The sequence below is a fragment of the Shewanella sp. SW1 genome (assembly GCF_025653545.1).
In the GTDB taxonomy this organism is placed as follows: domain Bacteria; phylum Pseudomonadota; class Gammaproteobacteria; order Enterobacterales; family Shewanellaceae; genus Shewanella; species Shewanella oncorhynchi.
The window spans coordinates 101,781-118,605 of sequence record NZ_JAKKSG010000002.1; the positions used below are offsets into that span (position 1 = coordinate 101,781).

Annotated in this window: 13 protein-coding genes; 1 reads left to right on the top strand and 12 read right to left on the bottom strand. The window is 47.2% G+C overall.

Features of this window, described 5'->3' with window-relative positions; genetic code table 11:
• Nucleotides 1-31: 31 nt before the first annotated feature.
• From purF to fabB, 9 genes are all read right to left on the bottom strand, one after another.
• Nucleotides 32-1,546: an amidophosphoribosyltransferase gene (purF, locus tag L5M71_RS02335; protein ID WP_028761029.1), complete on the bottom strand. Its 1,515-nt coding sequence runs from the start codon at nucleotides 1,544-1,546 to the stop codon at nucleotides 32-34.
• A gap of 57 nt (nucleotides 1,547-1,603) precedes the next feature.
• Entirely contained in the window at nucleotides 1,604-2,092 is a 489-nt protein-coding gene (locus L5M71_RS02340) for a CvpA family protein (protein WP_028761030.1), read from the bottom strand.
• A gap of 115 nt (nucleotides 2,093-2,207) precedes the next feature.
• Entirely contained in the window at nucleotides 2,208-2,981 is a 774-nt protein-coding gene (locus L5M71_RS02345) for an SPOR domain-containing protein (protein ID WP_028761031.1), read from the bottom strand.
• A complete protein-coding gene (folC, locus tag L5M71_RS02350; RefSeq protein WP_263181545.1) occupies nucleotides 2,974-4,245 on the bottom strand; it encodes a bifunctional tetrahydrofolate synthase/dihydrofolate synthase in 1,272 nt (423 codons plus the stop codon). Before folC ends, L5M71_RS02345 begins: the two co-directional genes overlap by 8 nt.
• A 44-nt stretch (nucleotides 4,246-4,289) precedes the next feature.
• The gene (truA, locus tag L5M71_RS02355; protein ID WP_263206239.1) at nucleotides 4,290-5,075 is read right to left on the bottom strand and encodes a tRNA pseudouridine(38-40) synthase TruA; all 786 of its coding nucleotides are present in this window, start codon (nucleotides 5,073-5,075) and stop codon (nucleotides 4,290-4,292) included.
• A 102-nt stretch (nucleotides 5,076-5,177) separates the two neighbouring features.
• Entirely contained in the window at nucleotides 5,178-8,609 is a 3,432-nt protein-coding gene (locus L5M71_RS02360; RefSeq protein WP_263206241.1) for a FimV/HubP family polar landmark protein, read from the bottom strand.
• A gap of 177 nt (nucleotides 8,610-8,786) precedes the next feature.
• Nucleotides 8,787-9,803 carry an aspartate-semialdehyde dehydrogenase gene (locus L5M71_RS02365; RefSeq protein ID WP_131523510.1) on the bottom strand — a complete coding sequence of 339 codons (1,017 nt, stop codon included), beginning with the start codon at nucleotides 9,801-9,803 and terminating at the stop codon, nucleotides 8,787-8,789.
• Nucleotides 9,804-9,805: 2 nt separating this feature from the next.
• Entirely contained in the window at nucleotides 9,806-10,936 is a 1,131-nt protein-coding gene (locus L5M71_RS02370) for a 4-phosphoerythronate dehydrogenase (protein WP_263196525.1), read from the bottom strand.
• Between the two features lie 159 nt (nucleotides 10,937-11,095).
• A complete protein-coding gene (gene fabB / locus L5M71_RS02375) occupies nucleotides 11,096-12,307 on the bottom strand; it encodes a beta-ketoacyl-ACP synthase I (RefSeq protein WP_168824238.1) in 1,212 nt (403 codons plus the stop codon).
• A 138-nt stretch (nucleotides 12,308-12,445) separates the two neighbouring features.
• On the opposite strand from fabB, the gene mnmC reads away from it, so the two are divergent.
• Nucleotides 12,446-14,488 carry an FAD-dependent 5-carboxymethylaminomethyl-2-thiouridine(34) oxidoreductase MnmC gene (gene mnmC, locus L5M71_RS02380; RefSeq protein ID WP_263196527.1) on the top strand — a complete coding sequence of 681 codons (2,043 nt, stop codon included), beginning with the start codon at nucleotides 12,446-12,448 and terminating at the stop codon, nucleotides 14,486-14,488.
• A gap of 95 nt (nucleotides 14,489-14,583) precedes the next feature.
• Here mnmC and L5M71_RS02385 read toward each other — a convergent pair whose 3' ends face one another.
• From L5M71_RS02385 to L5M71_RS02395, 3 genes are read right to left on the bottom strand one after another with little or no spacing between them, the layout of a single operon-like run.
• Nucleotides 14,584-15,357 carry an RNA methyltransferase gene (locus tag L5M71_RS02385; protein WP_263196529.1) on the bottom strand — a complete coding sequence of 258 codons (774 nt, stop codon included), beginning with the start codon at nucleotides 15,355-15,357 and terminating at the stop codon, nucleotides 14,584-14,586.
• Complete coding sequence (locus L5M71_RS02390) at nucleotides 15,347-15,631, bottom strand: YfcL family protein (RefSeq protein ID WP_263206243.1); 285 nt, start codon at nucleotides 15,629-15,631, stop codon at nucleotides 15,347-15,349. The genes L5M71_RS02385 and L5M71_RS02390 overlap by 11 nt, the downstream gene beginning before the upstream one ends.
• A gap of 4 nt (nucleotides 15,632-15,635) precedes the next feature.
• Nucleotides 15,636-16,814 (bottom strand): ATP-NAD kinase family protein, encoded by a 1,179-nt coding sequence (locus tag L5M71_RS02395; RefSeq protein ID WP_263196531.1) that lies wholly within the window; start codon nucleotides 16,812-16,814, stop codon nucleotides 15,636-15,638.
• Between the last annotated feature and the right edge of the window lie 11 nt (nucleotides 16,815-16,825).

Consider the following 16,825-nt stretch of genomic DNA (forward strand, 5'->3'; position numbering starts at 1 on the left):
AAACTTTACGATACTGAATGACCCACAATCCTTATGGGTGACAGACGTTATGCAGCTCTAAGTTAGTGCCGATATCTTTATTTCGATCGGCTTTGGCATCGTCATTACGCAGTTGCGTCAAGTGATCTAAATACGCTTGGTCAACGTCGTTCGTGATGTAGTGACCATCAAATACGGACGTTTCGAAACGTTTAATCGCAGGATTCTCCATTCTTACCGCTTCAATTAAATCGGGCAAGTCTTGGAAAATAATGCCATCAGCACCAATTAACTTGGCGATTTCATCGGCATCACGACCGTGGGCAATAAGCTCATTCGACGTTGGCATGTCAATACCGTACACGTTCGGGAAACGAATTTCCGGTGCGGCAGAGGCAAAGTACACTTTCTTAGCACCTGCTTCACGGGCCATTTCGATGATTTGCTCTGAGGTCGTACCGCGAACGATAGAGTCGTCCACCAACAGGACATTTTTGCCTTTGAACTCAGTGTTAATGGCATTCAACTTACGACGCACTGACTTCTTACGCTCCTGTTGACCAGGCATGATGAAGGTACGGCCAATATAACGGTTTTTCACAAAACCTTGGCGGTACGGTAAATCCATGCAACGGGCAATTTCCAGCGCGATATCGCAAGAGGTTTCAGGAATAGGAATAACCACGTCGATATCGTGATCGTACCATTCCTTCTTAATCTTCTCGCCAAGCTTAGCGCCCATGTTGACGCGACTTGCATATACAGACACTTTGTCGATCGTCGAATCTGGACGGGCAAAATAAACAAATTCGAAGATACAAGGTGCATAGCTAGGCTCGGCTGCACATTGACGGGTATACAGCTGGCCGTCAATTGAAACATAAATCGCTTCACCCGGTGCCACATCACGCATCACTTCAAAGCCAACGGCATCGAGTGCCACACTTTCAGAAGCCACCATGTATTCAGTGCCAGTGGCAGTTTCGTGCTTACCTAATACCAAAGGACGAATACCAAATGGGTCACGGAACGCAACTAAGCCTTGACCAATAATCATGGCAACAACCGCGTAAGCGCCACGAGCTTGTTGGTGTACGTTAGCGACCGCATCGAACACTTCTTCCGACGTCAGAGTCAAACTCGTGGTTTTTTGCAGTTCGTCGGCCAACAGGTTTAACAAGACTTCAGAATCCGAAGTGGTGTTCACGTGGCGACGTTTTTTGATCAGCCCTTCGGCTAATTCGACTGTGTTGGTTAAGTTACCGTTATGGGCTAATGAGATCCCAAATGGCGAGTTAACATAGAAAGGCTGCGCTTCAGATGCGCTTGAACTGCCCGCAGTTGGATAACGCACATGGCCAATACCAGCATTACCTTGTAGGCGTTGCATATGTTTGACTTCAAAAACGTCTTTAACCAAACCATTGGCTTTACGTAGTCTGAAAGCACCACGATCAATGGTCACAATACCTGCCGCATCCTGACCTCTGTGCTGCAACACTGTCAGTGCATCATAAATGGTCTGATTAACCGATGATTGGCCAACTATTCCGACGATACCACACATGGGTAAGCTTCCTCATTGTAAGATGTTCTATCACTTAGGATTATTTTATTTTCTTTCTTATAGTTTGGGTACAAAGCTGGAGGTATTTTCCAAATAGTCAAAAAACCATTGAATAACAACGCCAAATTCGGGTACTAGCACAGAATCTTTCCACCATTGGGAGTTGGGAGATCCTGTGAAAGCATCCATGAAAAACAACAAGGCGCTCACAATAAGCGCGCCTCGAATAGCACCGAAGCACAAGCCCAAAAGCCTGTCAGTGCCAGATAATCCGGTTTTGACAACAAGTTGTCCGAGAATATAGTTAACTAAGGCACCGAGTACCAAAGTGGTAATAAAGAGGATGGCAATAGAAACGCCATTACGCAGCATCTCATCGTTCATTTGTGTTAAGTGAACGGCAAGATCTTGGTAAAATTGGCTGGCAACAAAGAAAGCCGCAAACCATACCACTAAGGACATGGCTTCTTTGGCAAATCCACGGATCAGACTGATGAGAGTCGATAATCCGATGACGAATATGATAGCGTAATCAATCCAAACCATTGAGATGGCTTTCCGACATGGGCTTTAAGACGGCGCGATTCTACCAGAGACTGAAACGATTCTCACCCCTAGTGAGGTAAATAAATCATTTTCAGTCTCGTGTGTTGTATCACCATTAAGATTCTAAGGGATTAAAAGGAACAATCCAGCCCTTGAGACGTGTAAGGTTTTCCACCTCAACTTGTACTTTCTTCAGCTTTGCCTCAGACACATCGGGTCCGACAAACACTTTGGTTAATACGCCATCTTTAGGGTTTTCAGGAATAGTGTACGCTTTAAAACCACTCTTACGCAGCTGTGCAACCAAGGCTTTAACATTCGTTGCGTTGTTAAAACTGCCAAGCTGCAAGGTAAAGCCACTTTTCAAGCTGTCACGGCTGACCACTTTAACAGCATCCTCTTTGGCTGCACTGGCTTTGGGCGTTTCTGCTTTAGGCTTTTCAGCCTTAGCCACAGTAGTCGCTTTAGCATCCGCTTTTTTAGCCGGCTCAGTTTTTACAGTGGCTTTAGGCGGCTCTTTTTTAGCTTCAGGTTTCGTTTCAGGCTTAGGCTCTGCTTTTTTAACATCAGGCTTAACGTCTTTCTTAACATCTTGCTTTGCGACTTCGATTACTGGCGCAACGGCAGACTTTTCATTGTCAGCATTAACTGGCATTTCGGCTAAGGCGACCTCAGTCCCATTCAGCGCAGCAGCATCCTCGGCCGACAAGACTTCAAACATATCATCGTCGGCTTTTTGCTGCTCAATCACGGTCGGGCGCAAAGGAATTTCGGAAAACTGCTCTTCTTGGCGATCTTTTTTGCCATCCAAAATATCCGGCAAAAAAATTACCCCAAGCGCAACCAGCACTACAGTGCCGACTAAACGATTATGAAACTGGCTAGACAAAACTGACTTCCTGCATAAATTGAGACTTAAAACCTGCCACAGTGTAAAAGGAGCCAAACACAATTACCACATCATCTGGGTTAATTTGCGCTTTTAATGCAGACCAAGCCTCAGATATGTCCTCAAACTCAAATGCAGCAGCCTCAGTGGCTAATGTTTTGCGTAGCATGGCCGAACTCGCGCCACGCTCACCGTGCAGACTGACCAAATACCAAGTGTCGATCAGTGGATTGATCACAGGCAACACACCTGCAATATCTTTATCCTTCAACATGCCGCAAAGGGCGAACACGCGCTTACCCACAACGATTGGCGCTAACTGTTGTACCAAAAAACGCGCCGCATGGGGATTATGGGCAACATCGAGTAACACTAACGGCTTCTCACTCACCTGCTCTAATCGACCCGTTAACCGAGCCGTGCTAATACCCTCAGCAATAATTGAAGGCGTGATATCCGGCCAGCCCTGTTCAATCACTGCCAATACAGTCGCCGCATTAGGTAATGGCAAAGTTGGTAACGCTAAATCGTGCAGTTTGAGCACTTGACCTTGAAAATCCCACAGATTGCCATGGGCTTGATAACTGAATTCATTACCGACACGATACAAGATGGCGCCAACCTCATTGGCGACATCATTGACAGTGTGTGGCAAGTTGGGTTCACCGACAATGGCAGGTTTACCACTGCGGAAAATGCCCGCCTTTTCACGGCCCACAAGCTCACGGGTATTACCGAGATAACTTTCATGGTCTAAATCGACCGACGTCAGTACGCTAATGTCGGCATCGATAATATTGGTAGCATCTAACCGTCCACCTAAACCGACTTCTAAGATAACCACGTCAAGCTGAGCGGCTTTAAAGAGTATCAAGCCTGCAAGCGTAGCGTACTCAAAAAAGGTCAGAGAAATATCGCCGCGCGCGGCTTCAATTTGCTCAAATGCCGTAACAAAATCGCTATCACTGACATCGCTACCATTGATACGCACTCGCTCGTTGTACTTCAGCATGTGTGGCGAACTGTATACGCCCACCGTCAAACCCGATAAGCGCAGAATATTTTCGAGCATGGCGCAGGTGGTACCTTTGCCGTTCGTCCCCGCCACTGTCACTATCTTGGTTGGACCTAAATCCAAAAGACCAAGGGTTTGCGCGACCTTAGAGACACGGGTTAACCCCATATCGATTTCGGTTGGATGTATAGATAGCAAATAATCCAACCACTGTTCCAATCCTGCATTTGACGCTGGTACTGTAAGCATGTCCGTATATCCTCGTATTCGATTATCTCTCAAATAAGATCTTTTCAATCCAACATGAATAATGGCCCAAGGGCGAGCTTAGGTAATTGATATTGTTCTGGATAAGTCACATCAACTAAATAGAGTCCATGGGGTTTAGCCGTTGCTGCGGCTTGGTTTCTGTCTTTTAACGCGAGCAAATCGCCCATCCAAGTCAGTGGCTGATTACCTAGACCGATTTCTAACAATGAACCGACAATATTACGCACCATGTGATGCAAGAAAGCATTCGCGGCGATATCAACAATCACATACATACCTTGGCGCGTGACATTAACGCAATGCACATTACGAAACGGTGTTTTCGACTGACACTGGACAGCGCGAAAGCTGGTAAAATCCTGCTCACCCAAGAGTGCCTGTGCCGCTTGGTGCATTTTGTCAGCATCGATATTGCCGTGATAATGGCTTACACCATGGCGTAAAATCCCAGGGCGAAAAGTGTGATTATAAATCACATAGCGGTAGCGTCTGGCGGTCGCCGAAAAGCGCGCATGGAAGCTCTCGTCGACTTCTTTGACCCAACGTACGGCAATATTGTCGGGCAAATTAGCATTCACCCCTAAGGTCCATGCACCTTCATTACGAATGGCATTGGTTTCAAAATGAACCACTTGGCCAGTGGCATGCACGCCCGCATCGGTACGGCCAGCGCAGAAGACGACGATAGGCTCATTAGCCACTATCGATAACGCCCGTTCTAATTGCCCTTGTACTGAATCGACTTCGGCCTGACGTTGCCAGCCAAAATAACCATTACCGTCATATTCAATACCTAATGCAATCCGCATCCACTTATCCTCACAATTGATTTAGCGGCGCATTTTATCACAGCAGCCCATAAAAAAAACGGCGCTGAAGGCGCCGTTAGATTGAAACACTCTCAACCGGGATTAACTAATCTCTTTGAGCAAACGTCCAGCTTCATCCTGCTGGCGCTCGTTACCGTCAATTTGCACTTCTTTGAGCAGGGCTTTCGCGCTGTCGCTGTCGTCAATTTCGATATAAGCACGCGCTAAATCCAGCTTAGCGTTGACTGAGTTTTCTTCATCATCAACATCGATCATCGCGGCATCACCGATTAAGGCACCGACATCACTCATCTCAACGTCAACTTCCGAATACAAATCGGTATCTGCGCCCTCTTCATCGGCATCATTCAGCAACTTGTCGATGTCGATAAAACCGTTTTCATTTTGAAAACTGGTTAAATCATGGTCTGGAACAAACTTTTTCTGCGCTTTTCGCGACTCCTGGGCATCGAGTGCAGCCAAGGCTTCATCGACGGTAAGATTATGATCATCGACGAGTGAGAAACTGTCTTCCGACGTCAACACATCTTCATCGTCATAATCTGTATTGGCTGTAAAAGCGGCGAGCACGTTATCGTCACTTAAGTCTAGCCCTTGCTCAAGGTCCAAATCATCCGCGTCTTCTTTGATATCAAGTTTAAAATCTTCACTAAAATCAATATCGTTACGCGTAGCATTAATGGGCTTCTCTTGAGAAGCATAATCGAGCGCTGTGGCATCTTTGTTAGGCTCAACATCATTAGCCGTTACATCTGCTTGCGTTGCCAAAGGCTTAGCCTTAGGCGCAAAATCTAGCTCTGAGTCCCAATCGAGCACATGGGGATCTTTGCTCTTATTGGCTTTTAAATCATTAAAGAAAGAAGATTCTTTTTCTTTAACACTGGCCGCGGCTGCAGCAGCGGCCAAAGTGACTGCAGCCGTCGCTAATACATCAGCGTCGTTATCGTCACTCAGTTCCTCGACTAATGTAAAAGTATCATCGGTGCCATCGATAGAGTGAGCCGCACCAATGCCTTTAAGTAAATTATCTTCGTCAACTGAATTGTCTTCTGAATCGAGCTGCGCCGTTTCCATATCGAAGTCGAATTCATCTTCATCGGCATCCAATTGCTCCGGCACATCAAACTCAGCTAAGAGTGCATCTAAATCATCATCACCTGACGCTTCACCTTTTATGTCTTCCGGTAATGAAGCTTCTAATTCTGCGGCGATTTCTGCACTGATATCATCATCATCTTCTGCATCGACTTTGAGTTCAGGCTCAGCATCAAAACTCGCCAGTAGTGAATCAATATCATCGGATTCTTCTACGCCTAATTCATTAAGCTCATCGTCTAACTCAGCGGCAATTTCAGCGCCGAGGTTGGGTTCAACTTCGGGTTCTGCTGGTTTATCGAAATCGGCTAACAGGGCATCAATGTCGTCGGTATCTTCTACACCCAGTTCATTAAGCTCAGTGTCTAACTCGGCGGCAATTTCAGCGCCGAGATCAGGTTCAACTTCAGGTTCTACTGGTTTATCAAAATCGGCTAACAGGGCATCAATGTCGTCAGTATCTTCTACACCTAGTTCATTAAGCTCAGCGTCTAGCTCTGCGGCAATTTCAGCGCCGAGATCAGGTTCAACTTCAGGTTCTGCTGGTTTATCGAAATCAGCTAACAGGGCATCGATGTCATCGGTGTCTTCTACGCCCAGTTCATTAAGCTCCGCATCTAGTTCAGCAGCAATTTCAGCGCCAAGATCAGGCTCGACTTCAGGTTCAGCGGCTGGCGTTGGTTTATCGAAATCAGCCAATAAGGCATCGATATCATCAACCTCTTCTCCGCTAAGTTCATCATCTAGATCATCACCGAGTTCTGCGGCGATGGCAGCACTGAGATCTTCATCATCAGATGCAACAACGTCTGGTGCAGACGCTTGTGCAGTCTCAGTATCTTTTGCAGGAACACTAAACTCGGCAAGTAATGCATCAAGATCATCGTCATCCGCGATGGCTTCATCGGCAGGTTTAGTGTCTGCGACTTCAACATCATTCAGCTTAAAAATAACATCATTACTGTCATCTTCTTGAGCTAAATCGCTCGCAAAGTTACGCTCTAATTCACTTAAATCCTCTTCGGCTTCGGTGCTGTCTTCAGAAGTGCTGTCGTCAGAACCTAGGCCCGCTAATAGTGCATCAAGATCGGCTTCCTCAAGAATATTGCCAGATTTAGGTTTCTCTTCAGGAATATCATCCTCCTGATCGCCCATCGCTTCTGCCCACAGATCATCAAGAGATTGCCCTTCGTCTTCAACCTCAGGTTCGGCAGAGATCCCCGGATCGACAAACATTTCAGAAGCCATATCCATCTGATCGTGGGAGTCAGTCAAATCTTGCTCAGGTTGTAAATCGACACTGCCCATATCAAGAAGACTATCGATGGAGTCCGCATGGTCAGAATCTAAATGTACCGCCATATCGTCTAAATCGTCATCATCCATGTCCATGATGGCGGTACCCGCAATCCCAGCGGCACCGGCGGCCATAACCGCTTCTTGTGTCTGCATTTCACGACGTTCTTTATTGCGTTTACGGCGCAGGAACCAGAACACAGCAAGCAGTAAGAACAAGGCAGGGATCACAGCCGCGGCAATCAATAACACAGGACTGTTAAGGATATTGCGCCACAAGTCATCGGGCTCAATCGGTGCCTCTGCCTCTACTTCAGCTTCAACAGCTGTCGTCTCTGGCACTTGCGCAGCTTCAACTTCGGCTTTCAAGGCTTGGTTTTGTAGTTTGCTGGCTTGAAGTGTTTCTTCCAGCACAGCAATCCGTTGATTTAATTCTTCAACTTTAACTTTTAGCGCTTCAACATCTGAAGTGCGCACTGAGAGTTGATCTTGCGTGCGGGCTAATTCATCGGTTAATGACAGATTTTTGCTTTCTGCCGCTTCTAACCGCGCCGTCACATCTGAACTCAGCATCTTGGGCTTTTCTGGAACAGGTGTTTCAGCAACTGCTTTAGGTGGTGTCACTTTCGTTTCAACAATCACCGCAGGAGCCGTGACTGGCGCTTTAGCTGTCGTCACCTTAGCTGGCGGTTTAGACGCTGCTTTCGCCGGAGCACGAGATTGTCTATCACTTTGCTCTGCTCTGGCTATCGCCATACGATTGGGGATCGACAGCATGACTTCTTTAGACGGAATGAGCAGGATCATACCGCGTTCTAAACTGTTATAACTGGCAGAGTTAAACGCATGAGGGTTAGCATCGTATAAGGCGGCCATCACCTGATAGACGCTAACACTGGCATCAGGACGGACTTTTTGCGCTATGCTCCAAAAAGTGTCTTTAGATGTCGTTGGACCATATTGATGGTTAACTTGACGGATCTGTCCGTCTGGCCCCATGATTTTTAAGGGTTTTAATCTTGGTGTATCTGCAGCAACGGCGGGATCAATAAAATAAGCGGTAGAAGAAACAGCTAAAACAGTGGCCATTAGACCCACAAGATACGAAGTGCGAAATTTCATCAATCCTTCCCTTTGAAGCGCTATAAAGTTATCTCACTGATAACAGGCTTTAGGCAATTGTATTTATTGAGATTACTATAAACCAGAAATCCCCGCCCTGCTACTGTTCACAATTGTAAAACAAAAAAAGCCTGCTGACAGCAGGCTTTTCAATGGGCATCAAATGCAATCTAATGCTTAGTAATAATCTCTCACTAAGATCTCGGCAATTTGCACACTGTTCAAGGCTGCGCCTTTACGAATATTGTCTGACACGACCCACAAGTTAATCCCGTGAGAATGAGAAATATCCTTACGAATGCGACCCACATAAACCGGATCGGTTCCTGCGGCATCTGTCACTGCTGTTGGATAATCATCATCGGATTCAAACAATACCACTCCTTCGGCATTACGCAGTAAAGCTTTAACGTCTTCGGCATCAACAGGCTGACGAGTTTCGATATTAATGGCTTCCGAGTGACCATAAAACACAGGCACACGTACGGCAGTCGCATTCACTAAAATCTCATCGTCACCGAAAATCTTCTGGGTTTCCCAGACCATTTTCATTTCTTCTTTGGTATAGCCGTTATCCATAAATTTATCGATTTGTGGCAATACGTTAAAAGCAATTTGTTTTGGATAGACTTCAGCGTCAGCAGGTAAACCTTGCAATAATTTAGTGCACTGATGCGCTAATTCTTCAATGGCTTTTTTACCTGTGCCCGATACTGACTGGTACGTTGCCACATTAATGCGGCTGATACCATAGGCATCATAAATAGGCTTAAGTGCCACCAGCATTTGAATGGTTGAGCAATTTGGGTTAGCAATGATATTGCGATTGCGGAAATCAGCGATAGCATGCGGATTCACTTCAGGTACAACCAAAGGAATATCGATGTCGTATCTAAAGTGAGAGGTGTTATCAATCACAACACAGCCTGCTTCAGCGGCAATCGGTGCCCATTTGGCGGAAACATCACCACCTGCAGAGAAGAAACCAATTTGAGCTTGGGTCCAATCGAAGGTTTCTACGTCGAGAATGGTAATTTGTTTGCCATGAAAGCTGACCGTTTCACCGGCGCTGCGGCTACTGGCTAAAGGGTACAAATTGGCAACCGGGAAATTACGCTCTTCGAGGATCTCTATCATAGTTTGACCCACTGCGCCCGATGCACCTAAAACGACAACATTAAATTCCTGTGACATAGCTACTGACCGACTCCTGAAAAACCTAAATTGGACAACCAATCTACCTCAGATTGACCGTCATAAGCCAGCGCCAATGCACTAAATTCGCGTCTATGTTGGTGATTTTTTCTCATAGTGTCGAAGCCATTCTCATTTAAGAATGTATTTCTGAACATCTTGTCATCATCGCGCAAATCATAGACAAAACGCGCGAGCTGTAATAACGCTTTTTCATTCGGCGCGGTCGCAAGTTCGACCGCCTTAATGTTAAAGCTTGGCAAGAGATCCAGCAGACTTTTATCGGCAGTAATATTAAGTAACTGACACAGCTTTTGATAGAGCATAAAAGTGCCACGCGCCTTACCTTCTAAGCTGTAACCTGCAATATGCGGCGTGGCAAATTCAGCCAGTGGTACGAGTTCAGGCATCGGTGTTGGCTCGCCTTCCCACACATCGAGTACAAGTTTGAGATCATCACGCTGGCGTTTAACTCTGACAAGTGCTTTGTTATCTATCACATCACCGCGGCAGCAATTCACTAACCATGTATTGGGTTTAAGCGCCTTTAAGCGCACCTCATCGAACAAATGTTTGGTTTTATGCTCGCCCGTGCGCGTGATGGGCACATGCAAACTGATGATATCGGCCTGCGCCATGATAGTTTCTAAGCTCACAAAACTGCGCGGATCGCCCTGTTTCTCTTTGATGGGATCATTAAGCAACACGCTAATACCGTAGGCTTGCAAACATTTTGCTGTTGCAGTACCGGTATTACCCGCGCCCACTATGCCGACGACCTTGCCCTTAAGCGGCGAATCAAACCGCTGTGCTAGCTCCAGCATAGCGATAAAAGCAAATTCCCCAACCGCAGTCGCATTGCAACCTGGCGCATTAGAGAAGGGGATATTACGCTCGGCAAGGTAGGCTAAATCCACATGATCTGTGCCTATAGTGGCACTGCCGACAAACTTCAGTTGATGATTGTCCGAGAGCAACTCGGCATTCACTTTGGTGACTGAGCGCACTAATAACACATCGGCATCGCGCACTTGCGCTGCGGTTAACGTGCGGCCATTAACAGGAATAATTTCCCCGAGATCGCCAAATAGCGGTTCAACATAGGGCATATTTTCATCGACTAAAATCTTCATGGGCACCTGATCTAAAAAAGTGGGAATGGAAGGCATCAAGATGCTCGGTATTCTAACAAGACTAATGGGATAAATCCTTGTCGATGCAACAGGTTTACAAAAAACGCCCATAAAAAAGGGAAGCCTAAGCTTCCCTTCTATCGCGTTTGATAAACAAATTTATTTGAATTTACGCATCACTAGCGTGGCGTTTGTACCGCCAAAACCAAAGCTGTTACTCATGACAGTAGTCAGCTCAGCATCGCGATATTCACGCACGATAGGCATATCTTTCGCCGCTTCGTCCAGATTTTCGATATTGATGCTTGGGGCAATAAAGCTGTTTTCCATCATGATTAAGCTGTAAATCGCTTCATGTACGCCTGCGGCGCCTAATGCATGACCTGTCATAGACTTAGTCGATGCAATCGGTGGGCACTTGTCTTTGAAAACTTCACGTAGCGCTTCTAATTCACGCACGTCGCCCACTGGCGTTGAAGTGCCGTGAGTATTGATGTAATCGATTGGGGTATCGACATCCATCATCGCCATTTGCATACAACGCACAGCGCCTTCACCCGATGGCGCCACCATGTCATAACCGTCTGAAGACGCGCCATAACCAATCACTTCAGCGTAAATTTTTGCGCCGCGAGCCAGAGCATGCTCTAACTCTTCAACCACTAAAATACCGCCGCCGCCAGAAATCACAAAACCATCACGGTCTGCATCATAGGTACGAGAGGCTTTTTCGGGTGTGGCATTGTACTTAGTTGACAGTGCACCCATAGCGTCGAAGCCCATGGTCAGTGTCCAATCCACTTCTTCAGCACCACCGGCAAACACCATGTCTTGCTTACCCATTTGGATAAGTTCAACGGCGTGACCAATACAGTGGGCGCTAGTTGCACAGGCTGAACTGATAGAATAATTCATGCCTTTAATTTTAAATGGCGTTGCTAAACAAGCGCTGGCCGTGCTCGACATGATGCGAGGCACAATATACGGACCTACGCGTTTAACGCCTTTTTCACGCAATGTATCGGCAGATTGTACTTGGTTAGACGATGATGCGCCGCCTGTACCCACAATCAAACCTACGCGCGGATCTGAATACTGTTCTTCAGTTAAATTGGCATCGGCAACCGCTTCTTGCATAGCAATGTAGGCATAAGCTGCCGCATCACCCATAAAACGCAATGCCTTACGATCGATATGCTCAGCAGGGTTTAACTTGATGTCACCCCATACATGGCTACGTAATTGCATCTCTTCAAACTGAGCTGAATGCGTAATACCACTGCGGCCCGCTTTCAGTGACTCGGTCACTTCTTGCTTGTTATTACCGATACTTGAAACAACACCCATTCCGGTGATCACGACTCTTTTCATTTTATTGCTATCCATTGTGTACATGTCAGTACCTACTTTTCGCTGAGCCAATAGTATCTGTTTTGACTCAATTAAGTGGTCAGCTTTCCATAAAGGCGAGTAAAATAATGCCAATTATGAGACCGAGAGTAAATTTCTTTGACTGCAGAGCCCAATAAACCTTGCCAAATTAAGCGCGATTACCCGCAATTAATCAACCTTTATCCCGCAACAGCTCACACTGATGCACACTATCTCAGCAAATTGAGCATTTATCAGCAGCGGGTATTTGAGGCTCATTCACAGCAAAAACTCTTAGTATTAGGGCAAATGGGTTTAGGCAACGGGCTTGAACTCTTATCTTGGTGGCGCATTCAGACGAACCCTAACCAACGATTACTCCTTAACGTATTCGAACCCAATCCGATTAATGCGTACGAACTTAAATTACTTTGGGATCAATCCGCCAGTTTAACCAAAGTGCCTGAACTTGAGCCACTTGCCCAACGCTTACTTCATACAGAGCCTACGGCTATTATAGGTTGCCAGAGATTAATTTTTGATGACGGTCGTACCACAATCGACCTGCACTTTGGTGATATTCAATCCCAGCTCAGTTCACTCATCCATTCTCCGCGTCACCCCGTTCAGCACTGGCTGGTATTGCCCCATCTACAAAATGGGTTAAATCAGCAGATCCATTGGCAGATGGCAAAACTCAGTGACGATGGCGCCACTGTTGCAACTATTGGATTAAACGAATCAAGCGGACTAAGCGAAACACCTGTGAGCCGTTTCCAAGCCTGCGGCTTTGAGGAGAGGGATTTTACCTGCGCTGAAATACAGACAAACCATCAGCCTGATGCCATTTGGTTACACGAGCGCCACGTCTTACGCCAGCAAGATGCTAAAGCCTATGCCTTTAATCCTATGGCTGCAATCTTACCCTCGGACGCGCCCAGCTCGATTGCCATCATAGGCGGCGGGTTAGCCTCGGCGCATTTGGCACTGTCTTTGGCGGAACGCGGCCAAAGTACGCAGCTCTTTTGTAAAGATGCCAAGCTTGGCCAAGGCGCTTCGGGCAACCGCCAAGGAGCGATTTATCCGCTGCTGACACCGGAAAATGATGAATTAAGCCGCTTCTTCCAGCAGGCATTTTTATTTAGCCGCCGTCGAGTACAGGCGCTGACATCTGTCCCCGCCCCAAATCAAACGCCGATTTCCCATGATTTTTGCGGGGTATTGCAAACTGCCCACGATGAACGCAGCCAATTACGACTCGATAAAATTATTCAAAGCCAGAACTGGCCAAGTGAAATTGCCTATCGAGTCGATGCGAAACTGGCCAATTCTCTTGCGAACATTAATATCGACAAATCAGGCTTTTTCTATCCGCTGGCTGGCTGGGTTTGTCCCTACGAATATGCCGAAGCCGCACTACAAAAAGCGCAGCAGCTTTCTGAGGTCAAACTCCATTTGGAGACTGAGATCCTTGAAATTGAGTATCAAAGTGAAGGTTGGTATTTAATCACCGCGAAGCATCGCTTTGGCCCCTTTGCACAACTTGTGCTCGCCAATGGCGCAGCGCTCACGCAATTTGATGCCAGCAACAAATTACAAATTAGCCCTTTTCGCGGCCAAGTCAGCCATGTACCCGCTCAATTTCAATTGAGTCAACTCGCGACAGTGCTGTGCGCAAACGGTTATTTGACCCCGAGTCACGAAGGACTCCACTGCCTTGGCGCGAGTTACGTTAAAGAACCTAAGCATTTAGATTTTTGCCCGCTGGAGCAGCAAGAAAACCTCGCCAAAATGCACGAGAGTTATCCTAATCAGTCTTGGCTTGAAGATATCGACATGAGTGGCAACAATGCCCGTGTTGGCGTGCGTATGGTCACGCGGGATCATTTCCCTATGATGGGCTGCGCGCCCGATGTGCCAAAAATTATTAAGGATTATGCAGAGCATCAGCTCACGAAAGAAAGTCGCCGCTACTGGCAAACCACGCCAGCACCCGTGCATCAAGGGCTGTATATTCTTGGCGGGTTAGGCTCACGGGGGTTAAGTTCTGGGCCACTAGCCGCCGAATGTCTCGCGGCGCAGCTTTGCGGCGAACCAATACCGCTCGATAAAGCAACCCTGTGTAAACTCAACCCCAATCGTATGTGGCTGCGAAAGTTACTCAAGGGCAAAGCGCTCTAGGCAATCAATCGCTAGAAAAATAACGTTTTTGAGCGCTATAAAAAAGGGATTAAGCCATGACTTAATCCCTTTTTTAAATGTTTTTTGTAAACCACTTAAGCTGCAGTAACAACAATAGTGTTATCACTGCTGCTAGGTTCAAGGCTGCTAGACCCGACACTACTGGATTCAACATGTCGAGGTTTTCGCGGCGCTCTGGGCCCTTTCACCCGAGTACGATTGTTGTTATCACGACTCTGACGGATGAGCGCATCGCCGCTTAAGTTCGAAGGTAGACCAGATGCTAGGCTCGATGTCAGGCTTGCAGCCTCACGGTGGGATTTAGCCAATCTGTCGTATAGCAACACATTGACCGAAGCCGCAAGATTCATACACCCGACCGTAGGCACATACACTACGGCATCGGCTTTATCGATAATCTCTTGGCCAATGGTGCCATCTTCAGGACCAAACACATAAAAGGCTTTCGCGGGATGAACAAAATCCGGCAGTGGCGTTGCGCCCACCACCAAATCGACACAGATAAGCTGAGTGTCCGCCGGAATCGCGGCTAACAATGAAGTGACGCCCGTGAGCGGAATGCGCTCGCCAGCATCTTTAGTATCAACATGGTATTGCACTGCGCCTGAACGCGCGGCTAACTCGTAGCGCCTGCCAGTGTAAAATACGCCATCGACGCCATAACAACCCGATGCGCGCATAATGCCACCGACGTTAACGGGCGTTTTAGGATTCACTAAACCGATAAATACCGCGCTAGCATCGAGCGTTTGCTCACAGGCTAATTCAGCACTCGGCATTTCTACACTCGTTACTTCGGTATTAGTCACTTGCTCGTTGTCAGTCATAGGCATAACGCTAGGCAACATCCAATTCGCCTATAATCTTTGCCTGCAGCTGTGTCCATGCTTGTTCAACCAAGGCATAATCGGCATCATTTAATTCTTGGCGCGCGAGTACTAGACAGTCGGTCATTTTTAGCATTAACGCATCAAGATCCGTTTCACCCTGCGCTTCCAATTGGGACAACACTACGGCCACATGGCCCTGTAAATAGCCACAGGCAAACAAAGCATCGTCATCACCATGGCTAACAACGCTGGCGATCCACTGTTCTAATGCGTCTTCGTAATGCTCTAACATGGGTCTAACTCTCCATTAATACTAGATTGGCCGACACATCTGCTGCGACCAATAAATCTGGATTGGCCACCTGATACATGACGTAATCATGGTAGCCCGTCGTCACTTTATAATAGCCGCCAAGCTCGCTATCTAATTTAGGGTCGCCACTATCCACAATTAGTGGTCGTCCATCAAGTGCTTTTAGCTTAGTTTTTGTGGCAAGGATAATAATATTGTCTTTTCCGATGCGCCGAATGAGCTCGGGCGACAATTGTTGATTACCGCGCCCTAAGATATGGCCTTGACCGCCAATCAGAGTGATCACCAACCTAGTCGGCTTATCTTGGGTCAGTTCGAGTAATTTGTTCGCGGTTAAGTCACTGCCGACTAAACTTTTATTTTGAATAAGATCAACACCGAGCAGGGTATTATCGAGGCCTAACTCTTCCATCACAAAGGCAACCGTACTGCCAGAGCCCATGATGTACAGTTCATCTTCCATTTGATTGATCACATCGGCGGCGATATCGGCCAGCACGAGTTCATCGACTTCCTTACCGCCCATCTTCACCGCTTGCACATAACGCGGCTCGGCGGGCACTAAGAGCTCACCAAAGCGTTTAGCGCGCACTGTGCCTTGGCGAAAAGCCACTTCATCAATATCCATTACATCGGCGGACATCAAACTGACAAGTTCGCCATCGAGTAACATCTTGACCACCATGCCAGACGCATGGGGCGTAATGCCGTAAACGCCGGAATGAATTTTCACCCCAGCAGGCACACCGAGCACAGGGAGTTTGTCGTCGATAGTGGCTTGTTCAAATACGGAGTAAACATCGCGGGCCGTGCCATCGCCACCGGCAAAAAGGAGTAAATCCAGCGGTTCATCCAGCAGCGCACGCACAACGGCCTGCGTATCCAGTGCCTGAGTTTTATCCGGAGTTTGATACACCACTCGCGTGGTAAAACCGAGTGTTTTAGCGGCGTCTTCACCCATGATGCCTGAAGCAGTAATGACTTCAATGTCATCACTATAATCACGGATAACCTCGAGGGCCTGCATCATACGCAAGGCGGCTTTGGGTTCAGCGCCTAAGGCGAGCGCTTCTTCGGCAACGCCATCGCTGCCCTTAAGACCAACACTGCCACCTAAGCCAGCCAACGGATTGACAACTAACCCTAAACGAAACCGAATCACCTTTACCTCAC

Coding starts and splice junctions, on each gene's coding strand:
- L5M71_RS02390 (WP_263206243.1), bottom strand. CDS start 15,631: ATGTTAGAGCATTACGAAGACGCATTAGAACAGTGGATCGCCAGCGTT.
- L5M71_RS02370 (WP_263196525.1), bottom strand. CDS start 10,936: ATGAAGATTTTAGTCGATGAAAATATGCCCTATGTTGAACCGCTATTT.
- L5M71_RS02360 (WP_263206241.1), bottom strand. CDS start 8,609: ATGAAATTTCGCACTTCGTATCTTGTGGGTCTAATGGCCACTGTTTTA.
- folC (WP_263181545.1), bottom strand. CDS start 4,245: ATGCTTACAGTACCAGCGTCAAATGCAGGATTGGAACAGTGGTTGGAT.
- L5M71_RS02385 (WP_263196529.1), bottom strand. CDS start 15,357: ATGTTGCCTAGCGTTATGCCTATGACTGACAACGAGCAAGTGACTAAT.
- truA (WP_263206239.1), bottom strand. CDS start 5,075: ATGCGGATTGCATTAGGTATTGAATATGACGGTAATGGTTATTTTGGC.
- fabB (WP_168824238.1), bottom strand. CDS start 12,307: ATGAAAAGAGTCGTGATCACCGGAATGGGTGTTGTTTCAAGTATCGGT.
- purF (WP_028761029.1), bottom strand. CDS start 1,546: ATGTGTGGTATCGTCGGAATAGTTGGCCAATCATCGGTTAATCAGACC.
- L5M71_RS02340 (WP_028761030.1), bottom strand. CDS start 2,092: ATGGTTTGGATTGATTACGCTATCATATTCGTCATCGGATTATCGACT.
- L5M71_RS02365 (WP_131523510.1), bottom strand. CDS start 9,803: ATGTCACAGGAATTTAATGTTGTCGTTTTAGGTGCATCGGGCGCAGTG.